At 55.2% G+C, this 23,449-nt stretch carries 20 protein-coding genes; 12 read left to right on the top strand and 8 right to left on the bottom strand.

Annotation, left to right across the window (positions count from 1 at the left end; genetic code table 11):
* Nucleotides 1-99: 99 nt before the first annotated feature.
* From BMY01_RS04730 to BMY01_RS04715, 4 genes are all read right to left on the bottom strand, one after another.
* On the bottom strand, nucleotides 100-747 hold the full coding sequence (locus tag BMY01_RS04730; RefSeq protein WP_074704480.1) for an HAD-IA family hydrolase: 648 nt from the start codon (nucleotides 745-747) through the stop codon (nucleotides 100-102).
* A gap of 135 nt (nucleotides 748-882) precedes the next feature.
* Complete coding sequence (ubiG, locus tag BMY01_RS04725) at nucleotides 883-1,602, bottom strand: bifunctional 2-polyprenyl-6-hydroxyphenol methylase/3-demethylubiquinol 3-O-methyltransferase UbiG (protein WP_175463204.1); 720 nt, start codon at nucleotides 1,600-1,602, stop codon at nucleotides 883-885.
* Nucleotides 1,599-2,945, bottom strand: a complete 1,347-nt coding sequence (locus BMY01_RS04720) for a TRZ/ATZ family hydrolase (RefSeq protein ID WP_074745131.1) — start codon at nucleotides 2,943-2,945, stop codon at nucleotides 1,599-1,601. The genes ubiG and BMY01_RS04720 overlap by 4 nt, the downstream gene beginning before the upstream one ends.
* 80 nt (nucleotides 2,946-3,025) lie before the next feature.
* Nucleotides 3,026-3,703, bottom strand: a complete 678-nt coding sequence (locus tag BMY01_RS04715; protein ID WP_074745127.1) for an OmpA family protein — start codon at nucleotides 3,701-3,703, stop codon at nucleotides 3,026-3,028.
* A gap of 304 nt (nucleotides 3,704-4,007) precedes the next feature.
* Between BMY01_RS04715 and gyrA the strand changes: the two genes are divergently transcribed.
* The 7 genes from gyrA (at nucleotide 4,008) to BMY01_RS04680 (ending at nucleotide 13,514) form a co-directional block, all read left to right on the top strand.
* Nucleotides 4,008-6,593 carry a DNA gyrase subunit A gene (gene gyrA / locus BMY01_RS04710; RefSeq protein WP_074744791.1) on the top strand — a complete coding sequence of 862 codons (2,586 nt, stop codon included), beginning with the start codon at nucleotides 4,008-4,010 and terminating at the stop codon, nucleotides 6,591-6,593.
* A 45-nt stretch (nucleotides 6,594-6,638) separates the two neighbouring features.
* A complete protein-coding gene (gene serC, locus BMY01_RS04705) occupies nucleotides 6,639-7,727 on the top strand; it encodes a 3-phosphoserine/phosphohydroxythreonine transaminase (RefSeq protein WP_074744789.1) in 1,089 nt (362 codons plus the stop codon).
* On the top strand, nucleotides 7,720-8,919 hold the full coding sequence (locus tag BMY01_RS04700) for a phosphoglycerate dehydrogenase (RefSeq protein ID WP_074744787.1): 1,200 nt from the start codon (nucleotides 7,720-7,722) through the stop codon (nucleotides 8,917-8,919). Before serC ends, BMY01_RS04700 begins: the two co-directional genes overlap by 8 nt.
* A gap of 66 nt (nucleotides 8,920-8,985) precedes the next feature.
* Nucleotides 8,986-10,053, top strand: a complete 1,068-nt coding sequence (pheA, locus tag BMY01_RS04695) for a prephenate dehydratase (RefSeq protein WP_074744786.1) — start codon at nucleotides 8,986-8,988, stop codon at nucleotides 10,051-10,053.
* A gap of 284 nt (nucleotides 10,054-10,337) precedes the next feature.
* Nucleotides 10,338-11,516 carry a histidinol-phosphate transaminase gene (hisC, locus tag BMY01_RS04690; protein ID WP_074744784.1) on the top strand — a complete coding sequence of 393 codons (1,179 nt, stop codon included), beginning with the start codon at nucleotides 10,338-10,340 and terminating at the stop codon, nucleotides 11,514-11,516.
* Nucleotides 11,513-12,529 carry a 3-deoxy-7-phosphoheptulonate synthase gene (gene aroF, locus BMY01_RS04685; protein WP_074744782.1) on the top strand — a complete coding sequence of 339 codons (1,017 nt, stop codon included), beginning with the start codon at nucleotides 11,513-11,515 and terminating at the stop codon, nucleotides 12,527-12,529. The genes hisC and aroF overlap by 4 nt, the downstream gene beginning before the upstream one ends.
* Before the next feature lie 82 nt (nucleotides 12,530-12,611).
* Nucleotides 12,612-13,514, top strand: a complete 903-nt coding sequence (locus BMY01_RS04680; RefSeq protein ID WP_074745125.1) for a prephenate dehydrogenase — start codon at nucleotides 12,612-12,614, stop codon at nucleotides 13,512-13,514.
* 19 nt (nucleotides 13,515-13,533) lie between these two features.
* Here the strand turns inward: BMY01_RS04680 and BMY01_RS04675 are convergent, their stop codons facing one another.
* The 4 genes from BMY01_RS04675 to lpxA form a co-directional block, all read right to left on the bottom strand.
* Entirely contained in the window at nucleotides 13,534-13,824 is a 291-nt protein-coding gene (locus BMY01_RS04675; protein ID WP_074744780.1) for an encapsulin-associated ferritin-like protein, read from the bottom strand.
* 235 nt (nucleotides 13,825-14,059) lie between these two features.
* Nucleotides 14,060-14,674, bottom strand: a complete 615-nt coding sequence (locus BMY01_RS04670; protein ID WP_254772604.1) for a hypothetical protein — start codon at nucleotides 14,672-14,674, stop codon at nucleotides 14,060-14,062.
* Entirely contained in the window at nucleotides 14,664-15,692 is a 1,029-nt protein-coding gene (locus BMY01_RS04665; RefSeq protein WP_074744778.1) for a PEP-CTERM sorting domain-containing protein, read from the bottom strand. The genes BMY01_RS04670 and BMY01_RS04665 overlap by 11 nt, the downstream gene beginning before the upstream one ends.
* A gap of 336 nt (nucleotides 15,693-16,028) precedes the next feature.
* Nucleotides 16,029-16,811, bottom strand: coding sequence for an acyl-ACP--UDP-N-acetylglucosamine O-acyltransferase (gene lpxA, locus BMY01_RS04660; RefSeq protein ID WP_074744776.1), 783 nt, complete (start codon nucleotides 16,809-16,811; stop codon nucleotides 16,029-16,031).
* A gap of 189 nt (nucleotides 16,812-17,000) precedes the next feature.
* Between lpxA and BMY01_RS04655 the strand changes: the two genes are divergently transcribed.
* Genes BMY01_RS04655 through BMY01_RS04635 form a run of 5 tightly spaced genes read left to right on the top strand, consistent with a single transcriptional unit; the run spans nucleotide 17,001 to nucleotide 23,422 of the window.
* On the top strand, nucleotides 17,001-18,497 hold the full coding sequence (locus BMY01_RS04655) for an ABC transporter ATP-binding protein (RefSeq protein ID WP_139176726.1): 1,497 nt from the start codon (nucleotides 17,001-17,003) through the stop codon (nucleotides 18,495-18,497).
* Complete coding sequence (locus BMY01_RS04650; RefSeq protein WP_074744772.1) at nucleotides 18,494-19,414, top strand: hypothetical protein; 921 nt, start codon at nucleotides 18,494-18,496, stop codon at nucleotides 19,412-19,414. The genes BMY01_RS04655 and BMY01_RS04650 overlap by 4 nt, the downstream gene beginning before the upstream one ends.
* The gene (locus BMY01_RS04645) at nucleotides 19,411-21,303 is read left to right on the top strand and encodes a glycosyltransferase (protein ID WP_074744770.1); all 1,893 of its coding nucleotides are present in this window, start codon (nucleotides 19,411-19,413) and stop codon (nucleotides 21,301-21,303) included. The genes BMY01_RS04650 and BMY01_RS04645 overlap by 4 nt, the downstream gene beginning before the upstream one ends.
* Nucleotides 21,270-22,301, top strand: a complete 1,032-nt coding sequence (locus tag BMY01_RS04640; RefSeq protein ID WP_074744768.1) for a Gfo/Idh/MocA family protein — start codon at nucleotides 21,270-21,272, stop codon at nucleotides 22,299-22,301. The genes BMY01_RS04645 and BMY01_RS04640 overlap by 34 nt, the downstream gene beginning before the upstream one ends.
* Nucleotides 22,298-23,422, top strand: coding sequence for a DegT/DnrJ/EryC1/StrS family aminotransferase (locus BMY01_RS04635; RefSeq protein WP_175463203.1), 1,125 nt, complete (start codon nucleotides 22,298-22,300; stop codon nucleotides 23,420-23,422). Before BMY01_RS04640 ends, BMY01_RS04635 begins: the two co-directional genes overlap by 4 nt.
* Nucleotides 23,423-23,449: the final 27 nt, after the last annotated feature.

The raw sequence follows: 23,449 nt of genomic DNA, 5'->3' as shown, positions 1-23,449 counted from the left end.
TCGGGCGAAAGGCCAGCACTGCCCTCTCCCCGTTCCTCTCCCTGCAGGGAGAGGGGGTTTTCCAGACGAACGAGTACGAAAGGATCGTACGAACGGTTTTTACAAATAGCCGAGCAGTTCTTCCGGGCGGTCTATGAGGTATCTTGCGCCCCAGGTTTCGGGGGCGCCTACATTGCCGAGATAGCCGTATCTGGCGATGATGGGTTCCATGCCGGCGGCAAGGCTGGCCTGGACGTCGCGCAGGTCGTCGCCCAGGTAAATGCATTCTTCTGGCGGAACGGCTATTGCTCCGCTCGCCGTGAGCAGGGGCTCGGGATGGGGTTTGGAATGCGTGGTATCGCCCCCGCTGATAAGGCAGGAAGCACGGTTGCCCAAACCCAGCGCCTCCATGAGCGGTACGGAAAAACGGGCCGGTTTGTTGGTGACGATGCCCCAGATCAGGCCCCGGTCATCGAGCTGATCGAGGAGATCCGCGACACCTGCGAACAAGAATGTCTCACGGCAGAGGTGTTCCGCATAGAAGTCGAGGAATTCGGCGCGCATGGCGTCATATCCGGCATCTCCCGGCTTGATGTTGAATCCCAGGCCCAACAGGCCGCGCGCACCCGCCGAAGCCTCGGTACGGATGAGCTCCAATGGTAGGGGCAGCAGCCCGCGGGCAATGCGCTGCCGATTCAGGGCGTACCCGAGATCGGGTGCGGTATCGGCAAGCGTTCCGTCGAGATCGAAGAGAACGGCGTTAATCATGAAAGAAGCATGGATACGAACTGGAGGAATAAAGAGAGACGCCAATCCAGATTGATGATGTCACCGGTGATCGGGCAGCAGGAAGGAAATGATAGCTGAAATGATCGCTTGAGTCTGGCCTTGGAAAGTAAGGTTTCAGGCGCGCAATGCCATAATGTAATTCACATCGGTATCCTGTCCGAGGGAGTACACTTTGGTGATGGGATTGTAGCTCATGCCGATTACTTCCTGCACATCCAGCCCTGCTTCGCGCGCCATGCGCCCAAGCTCCGAAGGTTTGATGAATTTGGCATAGTCGTGTGTCCCGCGCGGCAGCAGGTTCAACACGTATTCCGCGCCGATCACGGCAAACAGGTACGATTTGGGGTTGCGATTGATGGTCGAGAAGAACACCCAGCCACCGGGCTTGGCGAGCTCCGCGCAGGCTCTTACGGTGCTGACAGGATCCGGCACATGCTCCAGCATTTCCATGCAGGTAACCACATCATAATGATGGGGCTGCTCCGCGGCGAGCGCTTCCACTGAGATCTTACGGTAATTGACTTTATTCCCGCTTTCCAGCAGGTGCAGCTTTGCCACCTTCAGCGCCTTGTCGCCCAGATCGATACCGGTAACCTGCGCGCCACTCTCCGCCATGCTTTCAGACAGGATACCTCCGCCACAGCCGACATCCAGGACCGCTTTACCCGCCAGGCGGGCATGACGGTCTATGTAACCCAGCCGCAGCGGGTTGATCTCATGCAGCGGCTTGAACTCGCTGTTGGGATCCCACCAGCGATGGGCAAGCTGGCTGAATTTTTCCAGTTCCAGCAGATCAACGTTGACACTGCTATTTTCGATTTCTTTATCCATCATTTTTCGTGAACTGCTATCACGCCCGTTGTCATTTGTTCCCGCCAGAATTCAGCCCTGTGCACCAATTCTTCCCGGTCCAGCGTAGTCAATTCCCCGTCACGCAGCAGCATTTTACCATTTACCCACACATGACTCACATGTTCACGTCCGGCAGCATAGACAAGATGGGAAACAGGGTCATAGCAGGGCGCCAGATCAAGACTGGAGAAATCCACTGCGGCAATATCCGCAGCTTTGCCTGGAACAAGGGAGCCGATACGATCTCCCAATCCTAAAGCCCTGGCTCCGTTGAGTGTGGCCATTTGCAGCACCTGCCACGCAGGCAGTACTTCTGCCCTGCCGCTTTGTCCTTTTGCCAGGAGTGCCGCAAGCCGCATTTCCTCGAACATCTTGAGGCGACTGTTACTTGCGGCGCTATCCGTTCCTAATCCCACGTTGACGCCTGCTTCTATAAGAGCGGCAACGGGCGCGAGTCCGCTGGCATGTTTCAGGTTGGAAGAAGGGCAATGGGCTGCGGAACAGCCTTGCTGCGCAAGCAGTTCGATTTCCCCCTCGGTAAGATGCACCATGTGTACCGCAATCAGATTGGGACCGAGCAGCCCGAGCTTGTGAATGCGCTCAAGCGGGCGCATCCCGTAGCTTTTCAGGCTGTTGTTGATTTCATCCTCGGTTTCGTGCAGATGAATGTGAATGGGGACATCCAGCTGCTCTGCATAAGTGAGAACCCGGGACAAATTCTTGTCACCTACCGTGTAAGGCGCATGCGGGGCAAAACAGAATGACAGGAGGGGATGCGGATTGTAATCGTCCCGGAGCGCCAAGCCCTTCGTCAGATAGTCGTCAGGATCGCTGGCGTAGGCGGTGGGAAAGTCGATTGCGATCATACCAATGCTGGCGCGCATGCCCGAGGCCAAGGCAGCACGCGCAGTTGCTTCCGGAAACAGGTACATGTCATTGAAACAGGTGACTCCGCCCTGCAGCATCTCGGCGCATGCCAAGCGGGTGCCATCGAAAACAAAACCCTGGTCCACGTGCTTCGCTTCCGCCGGCCAGATATGATGGGTTAGCCACTCCATCAAAGGCAGATCATCTGCCATTCCTCGCATCAGCGACATAGCCGCATGCGTGTGGAGATTTATCAGGCCGGGAATGAGCGCGTGCCTGTTCATCACGACGCGTTCGCGCGGCTCAAATTGCACGCGTGCCTCGTCACGGGGCAGGATTGCGCGAATCATGCCCTGGTCAATTGCAATGGCATGATCATGAAGCACTGCACCCGCGGGCTCAACCGGGATTACCCAGCGCGCTTCCAGCAGCGTATCGATTTTTACCGCATCCATCATCATCGCCAAAGCTTAGCAAAAAAAAACCCTGCCGCGATGGCAGGGTTTGATTTTTTTGTGTTTTTTGTATGTGAATCGAATTATTGTACTGTTTCCTTCGTACCGGCGACTTCAACTTCGACGCGGCGGTCGGGTTGCAGACACGCGATCAGGGCCTTCGTCTTCTTGTTACCCTTGCAGGTATCGCCCGTTACGGGGTCGGCTTCGCCCTTGCCGTCGACAAAGATGCGATCAGCCGGAATGCCTTTTTCGTTGACGAGATAAGCCTTGACGGCTTCAGCACGACGCAGGGAGAGTTTCTTGTTATACGCGTCGCTGCCGAGACGGTCGGCGTAACCGATGGCAACCACGGTATCGTATTTGACGCCACCGAGCTTGGCCACGAGATCATCCAGGGTCTGTTTGCCTTCGGGCCTCAGGTTGGCCTTGTCGAAATCGAACAGTTGATCGGCGGAGAGGGAGATTTTCTCAGGTTCGGTATAAGCAGGAGCAGGAGCAGGGGCAGGAATGGGTTCTGGAGCGGGCGCTTCGACTTTTTTCTCGGGTTTTGGCAGCAGGTCAGGATCGCACTCGTAGGTTGCCATTGCAGGTGTCCAATAACCGGTGCGCCAACAGTCTCCGGAAGAATCTCTGACTACTTCGCCAACGCTATCGACCGCGTAGGCCTCAGGTACCTCCTGAGCCATAGCGACGCCTGAAAACAGCACTGGCAAAACAGCTGCTCCAAGCAAGAGTTTTTTCGTTACTGTATTTTTCATGCTATGCCCCTTTTTAGAAAAACTAAGATTCAAGATCAGATCATCCCTATAAGTCATGCAAATGAAAGACTAAGCCACCTCATTGTAACATGGCTCATCATCGCATAATCGCGCTTTGATTATGTATTCATATATTTGTCCTTGTCAAATAGGGGTGTTGCAATCGGCATGAAAACTGGCCTTTCCGGGTGACTCCCATACGGGTGGCATGCTAAAATGGGGGGCTTTATGTGCCGATATCAGGAAAGAAATATATCCTCGATATGTTCCCGTTCCCGCTAGTTCTTGTCCCCCTTCAAAAGTAATGGATCAATTCGCGAAAGAAACCCTGCAGATCAGCCTCGAAGAGGAAATGCGCCGCTCCTATCTCGACTACGCCATGAGCGTCATCGTAGGACGCGCATTACCTGACGTGCGCGACGGCCTGAAACCGGTGCACCGCCGGGTTCTATTCGCTATGCATGAACTCTCCAACGACTGGAACCGCCCCTACAAAAAATCGGCGCGCATCGTCGGTGATGTCATCGGTAAATACCACCCGCATGGTGATACCGCCGTATATGACACTATAGTACGGATGGCGCAGAATTTCTCACTGCGCTACATGCTCGTGGATGGACAGGGCAACTTCGGCTCCGTGGATGGCGACAACCCGGCGGCAATGCGTTATACCGAAATCCGCATGTCGCGCATCGCGCATGAAATGCTGGCCGATCTGGATAAGGAAACGGTTGATTTCGGACCTAACTACGACGGAACCGAGAAAGAACCGCTGATCCTGCCGACCAAAATCCCGAACCTGCTTATCAATGGTTCGTCCGGCATTGCAGTGGGCATGGCAACCAATATTCCGCCGCATAACCTGAATGAAGTGACGGATGCCTGCCTCGCCCTGCTGAAAGATCCCGAAATCGCTATCGAGGATCTGATCGAACTGATACCGGGCCCGGATTTTCCCACCGCCGCCCTGATCTATGGCGTGACTGGCGTAAAAGAAGGCTACCGCACGGGCCGCGGGCGCGTGGTCATGCGCGCGCGCACTCACTTCGAGGATATGGAAAAAGGGGGGGGCCGCCAGAGCATCGTTATCGACGAACTGCCCTATCAGGTAAACAAGGCCAATCTGCTTGTCCGTATCGGCGAGTTGGTGCGGGACAAGAAAATCGAAGGCATTTCCGATTTGCGCGACGAATCGGATAAATCGGGGATGCGTGTGGTTATCGAACTGCGCCGCAACGAAGTACCCGAGGTGGTGCTGAACAATCTCTATAAAGAAACGCAAATGCAGGACACCTTCGGCATGAACATGGTGGCCCTGCTTGACGGGCAGCCGCGCCTGCTGAATTTGAAGCAGATGCTGGAGGCGTTCTTGCGCCACCGGCGCGAGGTTGTTACGCGGCGCAGCGTGTTCGAGTTGAAAAAGGCGCGTGAACGCGGCCACGTGCTGGAGGGGCTCGCTGTCGCATTATCCAATGTGGATGAAGTGATTGCCCTGATCAAGGCGGCACAGACGCCTGCAGCAGCCAAGGAAGCATTGATGTCGCGGGTATGGCGCTCGCAACTGGTGGAGCAAATGCTGGCGCGCGCTGCAGTGGATGCGAAACAATTCCGTCCCGGGGGCCTGGCGCCCGCATACGGGTTATTTGATGACGGTTATCATCTTTCCGATGCGCAGGCGCAAGCTATACTGGAATTGCGCCTGCAACGCCTGACAGGGCTCGAGCAGGACAAGATTGTCAGCGAGTATAAGGATGTAATGGAAAGAATAGCCGACCTTCTCGACATTCTTGCCCGCCCGGAGCGCATCACGGCCATCATCACCGAGGAGCTTGTTGCGATGAAGCAACAGTTTGGTGATAAACGCCGCAGCGAGATTGTCATCAATACGCAGGATCTGAGCATGGAGGACCTGATCGCATCCGAGGATGTGGTCGTGACGCTATCGCACAATGGGTACATCAAATCCCAGCCGCTCGACGACTACCGCGCGCAGAAACGGGGCGGCCGCGGGAAGCAGGCAACGGGCACCAAAGATGATGATTTCATCGATAACCTGTTTATCGCCAATACGCACGACTATATCCTGTGCTTTTCCAGCCGGGGGAGAGTCTACTGGATCAAGGTGTACTCCGTGCCGCAGGGAGGGCGCACTTCCCGCGGCAGGCCTATCGTCAACCTGATGCAGCTGGAATATGGCGAGAAGATCAATGCGGTTCTTCCAGTAAAGACATTCGATGACAACCGGTATGTATTCATGGCAACTTCCCTGGGCACGGTGAAAAAAACACCCCTGTCGGAGTTTTCGCGACCGCGCGCGAGTGGCATCATAGCGGTAGGACTCGACGAGGATGATTTTCTGATCGGTGTAGCGCTGACCGAGGGCAAGCATGATGTGATGCTCTTCTCCGATGGAGGGAAAGCCGTGCGTTTCGACGAGAATGACGTACGCCCGATGGGACGGGGCGCGCGTGGTGTGCGCGGGATGACGCTGGGCAAGGGGCAAAAGGTGATTTCGCTGCTGGTGGCCGAGAGCGAGGAGCAGGCGGTGCTGACCGCAACCGAGAATGGCTATGGCAAACGTACTCCCATCAGCGAATACACTCGTCACGGCCGCGGTTCGCAGGGCATGATTGCGATCAAGACGACTCAGCGCAACGGCAAGGTGGTGGGGGCGCGGCTTGTGCGCGAGGATGACGAAATCATGCTCATCACGACCGGTGGCGTGTTGATCCGCACACGCGTGAAAGAGGTTCGCGAGATGAGCCGGGCAACACAGGGCGTGATACTGATCAACCTGGATGAGGGTGAGAAACTTGCCGGGCTGGAAAGAGTCGTGGAAACTGACGAAGCGCCAGGATTAGGGGAAGGCTTAGCCACGGATTTGCCGTGAAACAGCCAGAGTAAGGAACTCATGAGGAATTCATAAGGAACCCCGATGGAACCCATCTATAACTTCAGCGCAGGTCCAGCGGTATTACCGAAGGAAGTTTTGCAGCAGGCGCGCGATGAAATGCTCGACTGGCACGGCAGCGGTATGTCGGTGATGGAGATGAGCCACCGCGGCAAGGAATTCATGTCCATCGCGGCCAGGCTCGAGGCGGATTTGCGTGAATTGGCCGGCATCCCTGCCAACTACAAGGTGCTTTTTTTGTCCGGCGGTGCCTCCAGCCAGTTCGCAATGGTGCCGATGAACCTGGTGCGCGGAAAGAAAAGTGCCAATTACATCAATACTGGCCAGTGGTCCACGAAAGCGATCAAGGAAGCGAAAAAATATTGCGCCGTTCACGTTGCAGCTTCCTCGGAAGATGCAAATTTTACGTACGCTCCCACCCAGGATAAATGGAACATCGATCTGGAGGGAGCTTATCTGCATTACACGCCCAATGAGACGATTGGTGGAGTGGAGTTCAACTGGATTCCGGACTTGTCGGGTACCGATATGCCCCTGGTGGCGGACATTTCTTCCGCCTTTATGTCACGCCCCCTGGATGTAAGCCGGTTTGGGCTGATTTATGCAGGTACTCAGAAAAATGTAGGTCCCGCAGGTCTGTGTATTGTCATCGTGCGTGAGGACTTGATAGGAACAACCGTATCGGGCACACCGACCATGTTCGATTACAAGATTCACGCCGACAACGACTCCATGTACAACACACCGCCGACTTATGCGATGTATATTACGGGGCTGGTGGTGGAATGGCTGAAACAGAAGGGCGGGCTTCAGGCAATGGAGAAAATCAACATTACCAAGGCGCGTCTGCTGTACGACTTCCTGGACACTACTGATTTTTATCATTGCCCCGTGGCGAAACCCGACCGGTCGCGCATGAATGTGCCGTTTACTTTAAAAGATCCGGCGCTCGATGAAGAGTTTCTGAAACAGGCGCGAACCCACGGCCTCATCCAGTTGAAAGGCCATCGTTCTGTCGGCGGAATGCGCGCTTCGATATACAACGCAATGCCGCTTGAAGGCGTAAAGGTCCTGGTGGAATTCATGAAGGAATTTGCGAGCAATCATGCCTGAACGTGCACATAAAATTTTCCGGATACTGACGCTCAACCAGATCTCGCCGCTGGGCCTCAAGCTTTTCAATTCCGGCCATTACAAGGTGGGCAGCGATACAACCGAGCCCGATGCGATTCTGGTGCGCTCCCACAATATGCTGGATATGGATATTCCTTCCAGTGTGAAAGCAATAGGCCGGGCTGGGGCAGGCACGAACAACGTACCGGTCAGCGCCATGAACCTGCGGGGGGTGCCCGTTTTCAATGCGCCGGGAGCCAATGCCAACGCAGTCAAGGAATTGGTGCTGGCAGGCCTGCTGATCGCTTCCCGTAACCTGATTCCGGCGATTCATTTCACCGAGAAACTGGAAGGCGATAACGAGACCCTGAACAGGCTGGCTGAGGGTGGCAAAAAACAGTTTGCGGGCATCGAGTTGCCAAGACGTACGCTGGGCATTATTGGCCTGGGCGCAATAGGACGCCTGGTGGCTGATGCAGCGCTTCGGCTTGGCATGAAGGTGATGGGATATGACCCCAATATCACCGTGGATGCAGCCTGGAACCTGTCCTCAGAGGTCAAACGCGCGGAAAGCATTGAAGATTTGTTGCGCAACAGCGAGTTTGTAACATTGCACGTACCCCTGCTGGATTCGACCCGGCACCTCGTCAACCGGCAGGTTGTGCAAAGCATGAGAAACAGTACAATTCTGCTCAACTTTTCGCGCGACGGCATCGTGGATGAAAATGCCGTGCTCGAAGGAATCGAGATGGGGAAGATAAAATATTACGTAAGCGATTTCCCCAGCGAAAAGCTTCAACATCATGCAAGGGTGATCACCCTGCCGCACCTGGGCGCATCCACCCAGGAAGCGGAAGAGAATTGCGCGGTGATGGTGACGAAGCAGGTAATCGATTATCTGGAGAACGGCGGTATTACCAATGCAGTCAACTTCCCCAATATAACAATGGAGCGGGAATCCCCTTATCGACTGGCCGTCGCGAATGCCAACGTACCGAATATGGTGGGACAAATTTCCACTGCCATGGCGAAAGCCGGTCTCAATATCCACACCATGGGTAACAAGTCCCGCGGCGAAATGGCCTACACCCTCGTGGATGTCGATAGTCCGGTACCCCAAGAAACGATCGACGAGATTGCGGCGATAAAGGGTGTGCTGAATGTGCGCTACCTGCCCATACCGGCCAAATAGCTGCCATTTTATGCTAGCTTTGGCTTGGCTTTGACAGGTACGGTTCAAAGCAGAAATTATCCCGCGATGACCGCTCAACTCAAACAGCTTCGTGACAAGATAGATGCAATCGACAGCGAACTCCTGAAACTGGTGAGCGCGCGCGCAGATCTCGCACGCGAAATCGGAGAAATCAAGAATGGCACTGCGTATCGGCCCGAACGTGAAGCTCAGGTGCTGGCGCGGATGCGCGAACTGAACCCGGGACCCCTGGAGAATGAACAGGTTGCACGGTTATTTACGGAGATCATGTCTCTCTGCCGATCCATGGAAGAACCTCTGACAGTCGCATACCTTGGGCCGAGAGGCACATTTTCCGAAGAGGCTGCGCTCAAGCGCTTCGGTAGTGTGGTGACTGCACTGCCGTGCAATTCGATAGATGACGTATTTAGCAAGGTGGAAGCCGGCAAGGCAAACTATGGGGTTGTACCGGTAGAGAATTCGACCGAAGGCGCAGTGGGCAGATCGCTCGATCTGTTGCTGCAAACCCGGTTGAAGGTATGCGGCGAAGTGGCGCTGGCCATACATCAGCTTCTGCTGGCGCATCATACCGACCTTGCACGCATTCGCAGGATTTACTCTCATCCTCAATCGTTTTCTCAATGTCACGAGTGGCTCAATGCCCATCTGCCCCATTTACCCGCGTCGGCAAGAATCAACGCCGCAAGCAATGCGGATGCCGCGAGACTGGCAGCGGAAGATGAAAGCGCCGCCGCAGTGGCGGGAAAAAAGGCAGGAGAAGTATATGGTCTCACTGTCTGTGCCGAGAACATCGAGGATGATCCCAGCAATACGACGCGCTTCCTGGTAATAGGCGAGCAGGAAGTTGCACCTTCCGGCAGGGATAAGACGTCGCTGGTAACATCGGTCAGGAATCGGCCGGGCGCCATACATGAGTTACTGGCCCCGTTCGCCCATTATGGAGTCAGCATGACCCGGCTTGAATCGCGCCCGTCCCGTGCGGGTTTATGGGAATACGTGTTTTTCGTGGATGTCGAAGGCCACCAGCAGGAGCCGAGAGTTTCTCAGGCGCTGCGCGAGCTGGTGGAAAAAGCGGCATTTCTCAAAGTGCTCGGTTCATATCCCGCAGCCTGACCCTCCTCCTCTGTTTTCTCACAAACCTCCATGCACTGCCACGAAATGCCGTAAAGTGAATCCGTGCGATGATCCTGTTACCCTGCCTGCGAAAAATTCAGCGTCATATCATTGCGGCTCCGCACCCCAGAATCCCCGATGGCGCGGCCATGATGAAGATTTTGCCTACGGCCGGGAAACGGGCTATTGCAAGCACGAATCCATGCTTTTTGTGCGATTGCCTGTCTTGTTGACGGTTATTATTTTCTGCTTTTTCTTCCCTCTGCAATTCACGATACCATCTTATGAATATTTGCGATCTCGCTCCTGCGTATATCCGTGCCATCAGTCCCTATCAACCCGGCAAGCCTATTTCTGAACTGGCCCGGGAGATGGGGATGGATGAACAGTCCATCATTAAGCTTGCGTCCAATGAAAACCCTCTGGGAACCAGTCCAATGGCTCTGAGCGCAATGAGCAAGGCACTCGACGAGGTTTCGTTGTATCCGGACGGAAGTGGGTTTGAGCTGAAAGCAGCTCTGTCCGAGCGCCATGAGGTGACCAGCGATCAGATTGTGCTGGGCAATGGTTCCAACGACGTTCTGGAGTTGGCCGCCCGCGTATTCCTGAAGCCGGGGGCCTCAACCGTTTATTCGCAGCATGCCTTTGCGGTTTATCCACTGGTCACGAAAGCGGTGGGTGGAATCGGCATTTCCGTTCCCGCCAGGAACTATGGCCATGACCTTGACGCCATGCTGGATGCTGTCGCGCCTGAAACACGGGTTGTGTTTATTGCCAATCCCAACAATCCCACCGGCACGCTGCTGCCTGCCGATGATGTGCTGCGCTTTCTCGAGCGTGTGTCCCCGGACGTGCTGGTTGTACTCGATGAAGCATACAACGAGTATCTGCCACCCGCCCTCAAGGGAGATAGCATTGCCTGGCTGAAGCAGTTCCCCAATCTCCTCATTACCCGCACTTTCTCCAAAGCTTACGGTATGGCAGGCGTGCGCGTCGGTTTCGGCCTTGCGCATCCTGACGTCGCCGGTCTGATGAACCGCGTGCGCCAGCCATTCAACGTCAACAATATCGGTCTCGCCGGCGCGGTGGCGGCGCTGCAGGATGAGGAGTTCGTAAAGCGTTCTTATGCGCTCAATCAGGCGGGCATGCTACAGATTGTCACCGGACTGCGTCAGATGGGAATCGAGTACATTCCATCCTACGGAAACTTCCTGAGCTTCCGGGTGCCAGGCAATGTCAAGGCAATAAACGAGAGTTTGCTGAAGCAGGGTGTGATTGTCCGCCCCATCAGCATCTATGAAATGCCGGAACATCTCCGGGTAACTGTCGGGCTCGAATCTGAAAATGAGAAATTCCTGAAATCGCTGGCGATAGCCCTGGAGACGACGGGAGGGGTAACAGCAGACACAATACCGGAGATGACGGTGAGCATCCCCAAAGTTGCATCGGGAGGATCAGCGTGATCATAGTCATGAATAACGGCGCCACCGAAGAGCAGATCGAAACGGTGGTTGCAAAAATTAGAAGCTTCGACCTCGACGCGAACGTTTCGCGCGGCACCGAGCGCACCGTAATCGGTGCAGTTGGCGATGAGCGCAAGCTCAGTCCCGAAATGTTCGATACCCTGAGCGGCGTCGAATATTCCATGCATATCGTCAAGCAGTACAAGATCGTGTCGCGCGAATGGCACAAGGATAATTCGATAATCAATGTGGGAGGTGTGGCGATTGGCGGCGATCAGGTGCAGGTGATCGGAGGCCCCTGTTCGGTGGAAACGCAAGAGCAAATGGATTCGGCAGCGCAACATGTTTCGGATGCCGGCTGCCGGCTGATGCGGGGCGGCGCCTTCAAGCCCCGTACCAGTCCCTATACCTTCCAAGGCAATGGCGAAGAAGGATTGAAAATGTTCCGCAAGGCTGCGGATAAGCACAACCTCCGAATCGTCACGGAATTGATGGATGCGCGCATGCTGGACACTTTCCTTGAGTATGACGTGGATGTGATCCAGATCGGTACACGCAGCATGCAGAACTTCGAACTTTTGAAAGAAGTGGGGCGCATCAACAAGCCGGTGATACTCAAGCGCGGCATGTCAGCAACCGTTTCCGAGTGGCTTATGGCGGCAGAATACATCGCCGCCGGAGGCAACCATAACATCATTTTCTGCGAACGCGGCATACGCACCTTTGAAACTGCTTATCGCAACGTAATGGATGTAACCTGCATCCCCGTGCTGAAAAAAGAAACTCACTTGCCGGTGATCGTCGATCCCTCCCATGCGGGAGGGAAGGCATGGATGGTGCCCGCCCTTGCGCGCGCGGCAGTTGCAGCGGGAGCGGATGGCCTGCTGGTGGAGACGCATCCTAACCCATGCGAAGCCTGGTGCGACGCAGATCAGGCATTGAATCCCGAGGAATTCCGCGATCTGATGGGATCGCTGCAAGGAATAGCGGCAGTAATCGGACGGAGTTTGTGATGAATAGCCGCTGCACCTGATAGCCATGCGAGCCTTGATATCAACCGCTCATATAAACCCCCCATATAAACCGATGCCGACAATGACTACTACTGTGATCCACAAACTGGTGGTTTTCGGGGTAGGCTTGATCGGCGGTTCATTCGCGCTTGCGTTGCGCGAGGCTGGGAGGGTGCAGCATATTACCGGCGTTGGTCGCAGCAGGGAAAACATGCAGCGAGCCCTTGCGCTGGGTGAGATAGATGAGATTGCCGACGACGTTGAGTCCGCCTTGAAGGATGCGGAACTGGTGTTCCTTGCCGTACCTGTCGGACAAACCAGCGAAATCATGGCGCAGATATCCGCATACCTTGCGCCCTCCACCATCGTGACAGATGCGGGCAGTACTAAGCAGGATGTGGTAGCGGCGGCACGCTCCCATCTCGCTCCTCATCTGAAAAATTTTGTTCCCGGACACCCCGTTGCCGGTGCGGAAAGGAGTGGAGCAGGCGCAGCCAATGCAGATCTATTTCGCGGTAAAAATGTTGTACTGACCCCACTTGAGGAAACCAGTCGAGAGGCAACGCAAAAAGTAACGGAATTATGGGATGCTTGCGGCGCGCGGGTTTCTCAAATGAGTGCGAACCGGCACGACGAGATACTGGCCGCTGTCAGCCATCTCCCCCACGTTCTTGCTTTCGCGCTGATGAATCACGTCGCCTCTGGCGGGGATGACGCAAACGATATAACACAAGACAATGATCTGCTGAGCTTTGCCGGCAGCGGCTTCCGCGATTCCACACGTATCGCTGGCAGCTCTCCCGAGATGTGGCGCGACATATGCCTTGGCAATCGGGAGGCGCTGCTCAACCAGATCGATGCGTACCAGAAGGAATTGACAGCCGTGCGCAAAATACTGGCGCAGGGCGATGGCGATGCACTCGAAAGGCTTTTCGCTAAGGCGCGCAGTGCAAGGGAACGCTGGCTGAAAAGCTTGCCCGGATAAATCAATGGTCACCCACTGATCATGATTTGTGGGCGATGGGCTTGTCGGTGAACAGGTAATCTCTCATTTCCATCGAAAAGACCGGGTCCTTACGGCGAATCCATTCGAGCACCATTGCCGCATGTTCCTTTTCCTCATCGCGGTTATGCGCAAGGATTGCCTTGAGTTCCTCGTCCTTGCAGGAATCCACGCGCTGGTTATACCAGTCTATAGCCTCCAATTCTTCCATCAGCGAAACAATCGCCTTGTGCATATCCCGTGTTTCGTCGGAGAGCTCCTCAATGGGTTCGTGGTAACCCTCATTTGCCATGCTACCTCCTCTTTCAAGAGAATGTCAGGATCAACTTCTTATTGTTTACCAAGCAAAAGACCTGTGCGAGACGATTGAGCACGATTCTGAAAGGATGCAGGGCGCTCTTCTTCTCGCAACGAATCCATAAAATAGACATGACCAACGAACCCAACCTTATTGAGTGAGTTCTACAAGCCCACGGGCTTCTCTAATACAGGGACAGAGCATTGAGCCCCAACTAATGCTTTCCGCGCTATTTCCGCTTCACCTGCTTCTCAATATCGTCAAAAACGCGATTGACGATATTCTCCAGGTCGTGGGGGCCATCACGCCCATACGTAATACATTTTTCATAACCGGTCACCGCAAAACAGATGCGCGTGCTCCCTGTATCCATCATGCGCAATGCAGAAGTCGCAATCATCCCATCTTCCTTGAGAAAGACAGAATAACGCGTGGTGTATTGCGAGGGAAGTTCAAAGAAACGAATCTTGTAAAGCTCGTTCAGGAGGTCAATCAGTTCGGCGGTTGGGTAAGCAACTTGCAGAAGTTCATTACCCCGTTCGAAAGTAGCGCTTCCCTTGCCTGACAGGCTGATCCGCTGTACAGGAAAGGCCGCATTGCCTGCCTGTCGGATCAGATGGAGATTGACCTCCTGGATCGGATAAGCGAGTGGAGGACCATCAGGCCCCAAAGTGCGCTCGGCTGCCATGGGCGTTGACCCGGCAAAAAACAATATGAAAACAGGGAGCAGCCTGGCAAGAGAAGTTCGATATCGCGGTAACAGTGCCCAAGAGGTCAGACTGCGCCGCCGCCATAAGGATAAGGCGGCGGCAAGAAAGATTATCTCCCCAGCATTACTGGTCATGGCGCTTTTTGCGCCGTGTTCCCCACCCCAGCAAGCCCAAGCCGGCCAGCATCATGGCGTAGCCCTCCGGCTCTGGAACAGCCGTTACCGTATATCCAATATCCTGGAGCATGCCGATCTCGACTGCGCTGTAGTCCCGGGCATAAGGTCCCGTCTCAGAGGCGGCCAGCATCATCATTCCCGCATAAGCGCTATTATTATCATCCAGATGGGAAACACTGCTCCCCTCCACCCATGGAAACGGTGTGTACAGACCCACCGGATTGCCTCCATTTGCTGCCATGGCGTGAGGTCCATCGAAGAACAGGCCTCCCGAGGGACTGGTGCCTCCCACGCTGCCTGCATTCCAGACAGTCTGATTGAGCGCGAAAGTCGTGGGATCAATGATCGGATTACCGCTCTTGTCTGCTAGATAGCTGTCGAAGGTGCTCCAGCTTCCCGCATCCTTTGTACCCCCGAGCGGATCACCAAATTGTCCTACGGATGAAGAAAAACCAAGCGTATGCGTAAATTCGTGGAACATCGTGGAGTAGAAGTCGTAGCGCTCACTCGAAACGGGCGTGTTGAAGCCAAGCTCCCATTTGCTCCCAAAGTTAATGTCGAGAGAGCCATCGGGTCTGCTTCCGTTGGGATCAATCCCTGTCTGGAGTTTCTCGCGCACGACCTCGTTGAGATTGAATCCCGCTACGTTGGGAATGACATATTCACTGCCGGCCCCTGCCAGGGTATCGCTCTGGGGATCATTCGTGGCCGTCGCTTCCAGCACAATGGTTCCTGAGTTGGCGAAGTGGCTGCCAAACATTCTGGAGAATTCCGTGGCAGCAGTATTGAGCGCAGCTTGTCGACTGGCGCCGTTTACGGGATCGAGAAATCCCGTACCTGGCGCATCCTTGTATACGAACTGGAAATTGATGCTCGCATTTGCAATGAGACTGAACGACAGGCAACTTGCAAACAATCCTCCGTTAACTACCGCCCGCGTTGCCTGTGCAATCGCTTTCTGTTTTTGATTCTTCATATGACGATTCTCCCGCTCAGATTGTGATTCAGTAAACCCACGTCCTACCTCAGCAAAAAAACGAATAACGCAACGGGCATCAACGCGGAGTCGGCGCTTATAAGCCGCGCAAGCATCTGCGCAATCAGCAGTCGATCGAAAGGATCGTGGGGGTGAAAGGCAGGTTATAGCCCGGGTTGCATGCTTTGAAGTAACAAGTAATTCGATAAAACCCGATTCCAAAGCTGCTTGTGCAATCCTTTCCGCTGAGTACTGAGAGCTTATTTTACCAAGCGAATTCTTGATTGCAACTTCCCAAATGCTTACCGTGCTGAAAAGATCCGCCCTGCTAACCAATCATCGGATAATTCCACGTCCTCGCACAGAAATAAAATCAAGAAAGCGTTGGACAGACGGTGTATCGCCAGCAAGCTGCATGAGCTGCGCTTCCGCTTCTTTCAATGCGAGGCCGGAGCGGTATACCAGCTTGTAAGCACTTTTCAGTGCGCGAATGGTGGATTCGGAAAATCCCCGGCGCTTGAGTTCTCTCCAGTTCAGACCGTAAGGCATGGCGGGATTTCCTGCCGCCAGGAGATAAGGCGGCAGGTCCTGAGTCAGCACAGTGCCTAAACCGGTAAAGCTGTAGGCGCCCACGCGAACGAACTGATGGACGGAGGTGAATCCTCCGAGTCCCGCGTAATCGCCCACCTGGACATGGCCGGCCAGGGAAGCGTTATTGGTAAAGGTCGTGAAGTTACCCACGTGGCAATCATGCGCCAGATGGACGTAAGCCATCACGAAATTGTCATTCCCGAGGCGAGTAACACCCGCGCCTTGAGCGGTACCCCGGTTGAAAGTGCAAAACTCGCGAATCGTATTTCGCTCGCCTATTTCCAATCGGGTTGGTTCACCCTTGTATTTCTTGTCCTGCGGCTCATCCCCTAGCGAGCAGAACTGGAAAATCCGGTTATTGCCTCCGATGCGCGTATGCCCCTTTATGACAACGTGCGGCCCGATCCAGGTATCGTCGCCAATCGCAACATGCTCTTCCACGATGGAATAAGCCCCGATGGTGACATCCGCGCCAAGTTGTGCACCGGGATGGACAACGGCTGTCGGGTGGATACTCGCTTCCCTCATGAGTCAGCTCTGCATTGACAAACTTGAACCTGGGCAATTCCTGATACTCCGGATACTTCAGGCACCAGTAGCAGGAACCCCGGTTCTCGACTAAGATAATTCTCGGCATACATTACATACATGCCATACTTCCCCATTCCATCCAAAGCGTCTGATCGTGCCAGAACGAAACCTCAACGGGACTTTGTAATGACAGTCCCGAGAGAACTCACAGCCGAAACAAGAGGCGACTCCTCCATGGCCTCCTCTCCGCCAACGGCAACCGATGATATCAATAGCGCAGATATTGCGCTTCGCGTATCGGGCCTGTCAAAGACCTATCGCATTTATGGCCGTTCGCAGGACCGGCTGCTGCAAGGCTTGTGGGGTAACCGGAAGCAACTGTATCGGGAATTCCGGGCGCTGGACAGCATTTCCTTTGAGATTCGTCGTGGAGAAACCTTTGGGATCATCGGTCCGAACGGATCCGGGAAAAGCACGCTGCTGCAACTGATCGCGGGAACGCTGACACCCACCCAGGGTGAAATATATATCAAAGGCAAGGTCTCGGCTTTGCTTGAGCTGGGAGCCGGCTTCAACGGAGAATTTACCGGCCGCGAGAATATCCATATGGCGGCATCGATTGCGGGATTGAATCCTGGTGAGATCAGACAGCGCTACGAGCGCATCGCCGCTTATGCCGACATTGGCGATTTCCTCGACCAACCGGTAAAGACGTACTCAAGCGGCATGTACGTACGCCTTGCATTCGCCGTCGCCATCTCGGTTGAGCCGGAGGTACTGATCATAGATGAAGCACTGGCGGTGGGAGACATGGAGTTCCAGGCGAAGTGCATGGTGATATTGAAGAAGATGCAGGAACGCAGTACCACCATTCTGTTTGTCAGTCATGATGTGGGAGCGGTGAGCGCCTTATGTGAGCGCACCCTTTACCTCAAGCAGGGCCGGGCACTGGAAATCGGTCCTACTCCTGACGTCGTTGCACGCTATATTCGTGAGGTGCAGGAAGCAAACAACCGGAAAATAAACGTAACCGTTTCTGGAAACAACGATTCGAGAACCGCGAGCACACCCAACGCTTCTGAGACCGGGATCATTCCCCCCCACCGTACTGCTTCCCCCACCAGCCCGGAGGCAGCGTCTGGAGCCGCGTCTGGATCCTTTACGGCGGCAAGCCCGTTCCAGAGCGTGGAGAAGGAACATCTTGCGCGCTTTGCTGAAAATGCAAACCACAGTCGCTCGGGAACCGGCGATGTGCGTGTAATTTATGCGGAAATGACAGATGATAAAGGACTGCCGATACGCTCGGCAGAATTCGGACAATCAGTCCTCATACGGATCATCGTTGAAGCCGCCCGCATCTGTACTTTTTCAGTCAACTACAAAATTTGCGATAAAAACCGGACGCCGGTAATAGGAGCGGACTTCCTCATGCAAAGACAGACGCTGCTGACCCTGGAGCCATCGCAGCAGGCCGAGGTGCTTTACCGGACATCGCTCCCGCTGACCGATGGCAGATACAGCTTGAGAATTTCACTCACACACCCCGTCAACGCCCATCAACAGGCACTGTTCTTCGATATCGTGGAGATCGCCCATGTATTCGAGGTGCTGCCCAATCCGACTGCAAAGTTCTGGACACAGGTTTATCTGCCGAATACGCTCGACGTAAGGGTTCTGGAATGAGCGACGCCCGGCGAAACAATCTTTCCGGGAGAGGCAATTTGCTCGTCATCGCCCATCCGGGGCATGAACTGCGCCTCTACGGCTGGATCGCGCAGACGAAACCGCTGGTTTGCATTCTTACCGATGGTTCGGGAAGCGATGATAAGCCCCGGCTGGCGGCCACCTTGAACATCCTGAAGGGGCTGGGGGCCGAAATCGGCCCCGTGTGCGGTGAACTCACCGACCGGCAAATCTACTGGAAGATGCTGTATGGCGAATACGATATGTTCGATGACCTCTGCGAGCGGTTGGCTGCACTTATCGCTGCCCGGGATATTCGCACGGTGGTAAGCGACGGCATTGAGGGCTACAACCCGACACATGATTTATGCGAGGTACTTGTCCGGACTGCGGTGGTTATTACCAACAACGTCACTCACATCGCCAGAGTTGCGGATGGAAAAGAATACCTTGTCCGGCATTACACTATCCCCCTCATGGGGGATCCGCGACCCACTGCGCAGCCAACTGCATGTCGCGCAGAAACCGCGAATCCTGCCATCCAGCAGGAGAGCGAGCAGTGCATTATCGAATTGAACGAACGTGAGTTGGCGCACAAGCTGGAAACCATGCGCGAGTATGCCAGTCGAGCGGGGGGAATCCTCCACCAGGAGGTGGAGGATGCGTTCCACTCGTATGGTGAAGACGCTTTTGGCCGTGAATACCTGTATGCGGCTGTCGTACCGGGGAAAGAGCCGGAACGAAATTTCCGGCAACAGAAACCTTTTTATGAAATCCGCGGGGAACAGCGTGTGGCGGACGGGCGCTACCGAGACGTCATCCGGTTTCATGAGCATGTTCTGCCAATCATGAATCGGCTGAATACAAAGATATCGGCTGGGACGGATAGAGCAGGGAAAGACAGAAAAGCGCCATGAGGGTACTCATAACCAATAACACGCTTGACACCCGCGCCGGATCGGAACTGTATGTCCGCGACCTGGCCCTGGCACTGTTGCGATACGGCCATAATCCTGTAGCCTATAGCACCCGACTTGGGGTAGTTGCCGAAGAGTTGCGTTCGTCGACCATTCCCGTCATCGACGATCTCAATCTGCTGACGGTTCCACCCGACATTATTCATGGCCAGCATCATCTCGAGGCGATGACGGCCATGTTGCATTTTCCCGATACGCCTGCTGTCTACTTCTGCCATGGCTGGCTGCCATGGGAAGAAATGGCACCACGCTTCCCCACGATCCAGCGCTATGTTGCTTTGGACGATCTCTGCCAGGAACGCCTGCAATGCCTCCATGGCATCCCCCCCGGGCGCATTTGTGTAATACGCAATTTTGTCGATCTGCAGCGATTCGGCCTGCGCACGGATTTACCTGCCATACCGCGCAAAGCCCTGGTTTTCAGTAATTACATCGGTGAGGACGGTTGCCTGGGAATCCTGCGCCAAGCCTGTGCCGGCCGCGGCATCGAACTCGATGCCACCGGCCTTTCTGTCGGGCACAGTGAAGCCCGGCCTGAACAGATTCTTGGCCGCTATGATATTGTCTTTGCGAAAGCACGTTGCGCGCTTGAAGCCCTTGCCAGCGGAACAGCTGTAATAGCCTGCGACACTGCCGGCCTCGGGGGCATGGTCACGCCGGACAACTATGAAACCTTTCGCGCGCTTAATTTCGGTATACGAAGTCTGCGTAATCCCATTACTCTGGATACCATCACACGGGAACTCGACCGATACGATGCGGCCGGGGCGCGTGAGGTTACCCAGCGCATGCGATCAGAAGCGGGTATCGATCCGGCGATCGAGCGGATTCTCCAGGTTTACCAGGAGGCAATCGAAGCGCACGTCTGCGAATCCAAGGATAGGAAGCCGAAGGAGGAAAGCCACGCCGACTCCCTCCTTCAGTCGGCAAGCAGATATCTCCGCGAGATCGCCGATTTCACCAAAAGGCGCCATCAGGTGGAGCAGGAGAAACATCTTGCTGTGGCCGAAGCCGCAGCGGAGCGCACACGGGCTGAGCAGGCCGAGTTCGAACTGGCGAAAATCCACAATTCGCGTCTCTGGCCACTCGTCATGTCGCTCTATCGGCTCAAGTATAGATTATGGAATGGCCCCATTGCCATCCTTCGGGCACGTCGAGAAAATCGACACCGGGAGAATCGAAATGACCAGGACGAGAGCAAGACTGGGGAAAACAGCCATCCGGGCGATCGTGTGAGCGTATTCGAGCAAATCTATGCCCGCAACGCCTGGCAGAGTCCTGAATCCCGTTCGGGGCCCGGCTCCATGCTGGAACGAACCGGAATACTGCGGCGCGAACTTCCCCCTCTGCTGACACGCCTCGGCGTTCGCACACTGGTGGATGCACCCTGCGGGGATTGCAACTGGCGGCAGCATACTGCAATCGATCTCGATGCATACATCGGTGTCGATATCGTTCCTGCGCTGATAGAGGAAAACCGGCGGCGCTTTCCCCATCCCAACTGGAGATTCGAGGTTGCCGATCTGGTAGAAGATGACCTGCCGCGCGGTGACGCAGTGCTCTGCCGCGATGTCCTGATCCACCTGTCACTGGCGGATATTCTACGGGCGCTTTCCAATATCCGCCGCTCCAGGGCAAAATACCTGTTGGCAACCAGCCATGAAACGACCAGCATCAACACAGACATCGCCACGGGCGGATGGCGTTCCGTGAACCTGACGCTGGCGCCTTTCAACCTTCCCCCTCCATTGGACCGTATCGTCGAAAATCCGCAAACCGGAAAGATACTGGGCATATGGATGCTGGCAGAGGTGCGCCTCTCCTGTTGAATCTCATGAATGCACCCATGCCGCTATCCCTTAACCTCGAACCAGCGTTGCCTGTTGATACCGCTGTCGTCGGCGTCGGATATTTCGGCAGCTTGCATGCGTTGTGCTACTCCCGCCTGCCGGGGAGTCGGCTCCAGGCATTGGTCGACCCCGATCCGATTACGCAATTCCTGGCTGAGCATCTGAACGTTCCCTGGTTTACATGTGTTGCAGAACTTCCGCCCACAGTCCGGGCGGTATCGGTTGCCACACCGGTTGCCACGCATTTCGGGCTGACCAGATCCCTGCTCCAGCAAGGGCTGGACGTGCTGCTGGAAAAGCCGATTGCGGAAACCCCGGCACAGGCGACGGAACTGCGAATGGTAGCGGAGGCAAACCAATGCATCCTGCAAATCGGATATATCGAACGCTTCAATCCGGCCTTTACCGCTGGCAGAACACTCCTCCCGTTAGCCCGTACCATCCGATCGGTGCGGACCACACGACATTCCCCGCGACTAAGCGCACTGGACGTGGTCATCGACCTGATGATCCATGATCTTGACCTGGTTCTGCATAGCCTGGATTCCTCCGTGGTGGAACTGCGTGCCTCCGGTAGAAGCTGCGGTTTAACAGCCATAGATGAAGCAGAAGTTGAACTGACTTTCTCCAATGGGTGCCGGGCATACCTGAGCGCGCACTGGGGGCGAGGTGCGGAGCAGGAAGAGCGTCGCATGGTTGCGGAACTGGAAAATGATGAAACCTGGGTCATCGATTTCAGGCGCCGGATAACCTATCGCAAGGCACCCAACAGCTCCACGGGTCCTTTGCCTGCGGACGGCCACACGCTTCCGTTTCTCACCCAACGGATACAGGAAGATACTTTGAACCTGCAACTCGCTGCCTTCCTCGATGCCTGCCGCAACCGTTCATTACCCCAGGTTACACCGGCGGAAGGCAATGCTGCTCTGGAGCTGGCGCACCACATCCGCCAGCAGATACTCAAGTCCTGCCCGTGATCGTCACGCAACTCGATCTAGCTCAGGAGTATCAGCTACTGCGTGCGGAAATCGACGCTGCTGTGCAGCAGGTGTTTTTGAAAGGCGCATTTATCGACGGCGCAGAAAACACGGCACTGGAACGTAGGCTTGCGGAATACATCGGCGCTGCTGAAGTCATCTGTGTCAATTCCGGTACCGACGCGCTGTTACTCTCCCTCAGGGCATTGGGAATAGGTGCGGGAGATGACGTAATCGTGCCCGCCTTCACATTTTTCGCAACGGCAGAGGCGGTAAGCCTCGCGGGAGCACGCCCCTGTTTTGCCGATTGCGCGCCCGGTCAATATAATATCGATGCGAACAGCGTGGGGCAGGCGTTGACGCCGCGGACAAGAGCTGTCATCGCTGTCCATCTTTTCGGGCAGCCAGTCGATCTAAAGCCGTTACAGGAATTCTGCGCGAACCATAACTTGTGGCTGATCGAAGATGCAGCGCAAGCAATCGGCGCGCGCTATCACGACCGTGGTATCGGATCCTTCGGTATCACCGGCGCCTTCAGCTTCTACCCCACAAAAAACCTGGGCGCTTATGGCGACGGTGGAGCGATTGCCTGTAGCGATCCCGATCTCGCGTCGCGATTGCGACGCCTTCGAAATCATGGGCGGCAGGATCGCTACCAGCATGCCGAGATCGGCTTCAACAGCCGTCTCGACGAACTCCAGGCAGCAATATTGAGAGTCAAGCTTGCCTATCTGGATAACTGGAACACGCAGCGCCGCCAGCTCGCCGCGCTCTACCAGCAAGCACTGCAAAATACGGAATGCAACTGGCCGGCAGTCCTTGAAGACACTGTTCCCGTCCACAACCAGTTCGTAATTACCCATCCGCAGCGCGACGCGCTGCAGCTGTTTCTGGCAGAGCATAATATTTCAACTGCCGTTTTCTATCCTGTCCCCTGCCATCGCCAGCCAGCCTTCTCGGAATCGCACGCCGGTGTCTCACTGCCGCTGGCCGAACGTCTTGCCGATCAAGTGCTGGCGCTGCCTATCTACCCCGCTCTGCCTCCCGAAGCGGTAAGTCATATCGGGGAACTGATACAGGATTTCGAACACGTCGAACACAGGAAAGGGAAATCACCCTGATCTCCATTATTGATAGGAATAAACCTT

The sequence above is a fragment of the Nitrosospira multiformis genome (assembly GCF_900110185.1).
Taxonomy (GTDB): domain Bacteria; phylum Pseudomonadota; class Gammaproteobacteria; order Burkholderiales; family Nitrosomonadaceae; genus Nitrosospira; species Nitrosospira multiformis_A.
Note: the sequence above shows the minus strand (reverse complement) of the source record. Positions and strands in the feature narration are given on the sequence as shown.

Bases quoted from the DNA above. Each gene is read 5' to 3' on its own strand.
- BMY01_RS04730 (WP_074704480.1), bottom strand. From the start codon at position 747: ATGATTAACGCCGTTCTCTTCGATCTCGACGGAACGCTTGCCGATACC.
- ubiG (WP_175463204.1), bottom strand. From the start codon at position 1,602: ATGATGGATAAAGAAATCGAAAATAGCAGTGTCAACGTTGATCTGCTG.
- BMY01_RS04720 (WP_074745131.1), bottom strand. From the start codon at position 2,945: ATGATGGATGCGGTAAAAATCGATACGCTGCTGGAAGCGCGCTGGGTA.
- BMY01_RS04715 (WP_074745127.1), bottom strand. From the start codon at position 3,703: ATGAAAAATACAGTAACGAAAAAACTCTTGCTTGGAGCAGCTGTTTTG.
- gyrA (WP_074744791.1), top strand. From the start codon at position 4,008: ATGGATCAATTCGCGAAAGAAACCCTGCAGATCAGCCTCGAAGAGGAA.
- serC (WP_074744789.1), top strand. From the start codon at position 6,639: ATGGAACCCATCTATAACTTCAGCGCAGGTCCAGCGGTATTACCGAAG.
- BMY01_RS04700 (WP_074744787.1), top strand. From the start codon at position 7,720: ATGCCTGAACGTGCACATAAAATTTTCCGGATACTGACGCTCAACCAG.
- pheA (WP_074744786.1), top strand. From the start codon at position 8,986: ATGACCGCTCAACTCAAACAGCTTCGTGACAAGATAGATGCAATCGAC.
- hisC (WP_074744784.1), top strand. From the start codon at position 10,338: ATGAATATTTGCGATCTCGCTCCTGCGTATATCCGTGCCATCAGTCCC.
- BMY01_RS04680 (WP_074745125.1), top strand. From the start codon at position 12,612: ATGACTACTACTGTGATCCACAAACTGGTGGTTTTCGGGGTAGGCTTG.
- BMY01_RS04675 (WP_074744780.1), bottom strand. From the start codon at position 13,824: ATGGCAAATGAGGGTTACCACGAACCCATTGAGGAGCTCTCCGACGAA.
- BMY01_RS04670 (WP_254772604.1), bottom strand. From the start codon at position 14,674: ATGACCAGTAATGCTGGGGAGATAATCTTTCTTGCCGCCGCCTTATCC.
- BMY01_RS04665 (WP_074744778.1), bottom strand. From the start codon at position 15,692: ATGAAGAATCAAAAACAGAAAGCGATTGCACAGGCAACGCGGGCGGTA.
- lpxA (WP_074744776.1), bottom strand. From the start codon at position 16,811: ATGAGGGAAGCGAGTATCCACCCGACAGCCGTTGTCCATCCCGGTGCA.
- BMY01_RS04655 (WP_139176726.1), top strand. From the start codon at position 17,001: ATGACAGTCCCGAGAGAACTCACAGCCGAAACAAGAGGCGACTCCTCC.
- BMY01_RS04650 (WP_074744772.1), top strand. From the start codon at position 18,494: ATGAGCGACGCCCGGCGAAACAATCTTTCCGGGAGAGGCAATTTGCTC.
- BMY01_RS04645 (WP_074744770.1), top strand. From the start codon at position 19,411: ATGAGGGTACTCATAACCAATAACACGCTTGACACCCGCGCCGGATCG.
- BMY01_RS04640 (WP_074744768.1), top strand. From the start codon at position 21,270: ATGGATGCTGGCAGAGGTGCGCCTCTCCTGTTGAATCTCATGAATGCA.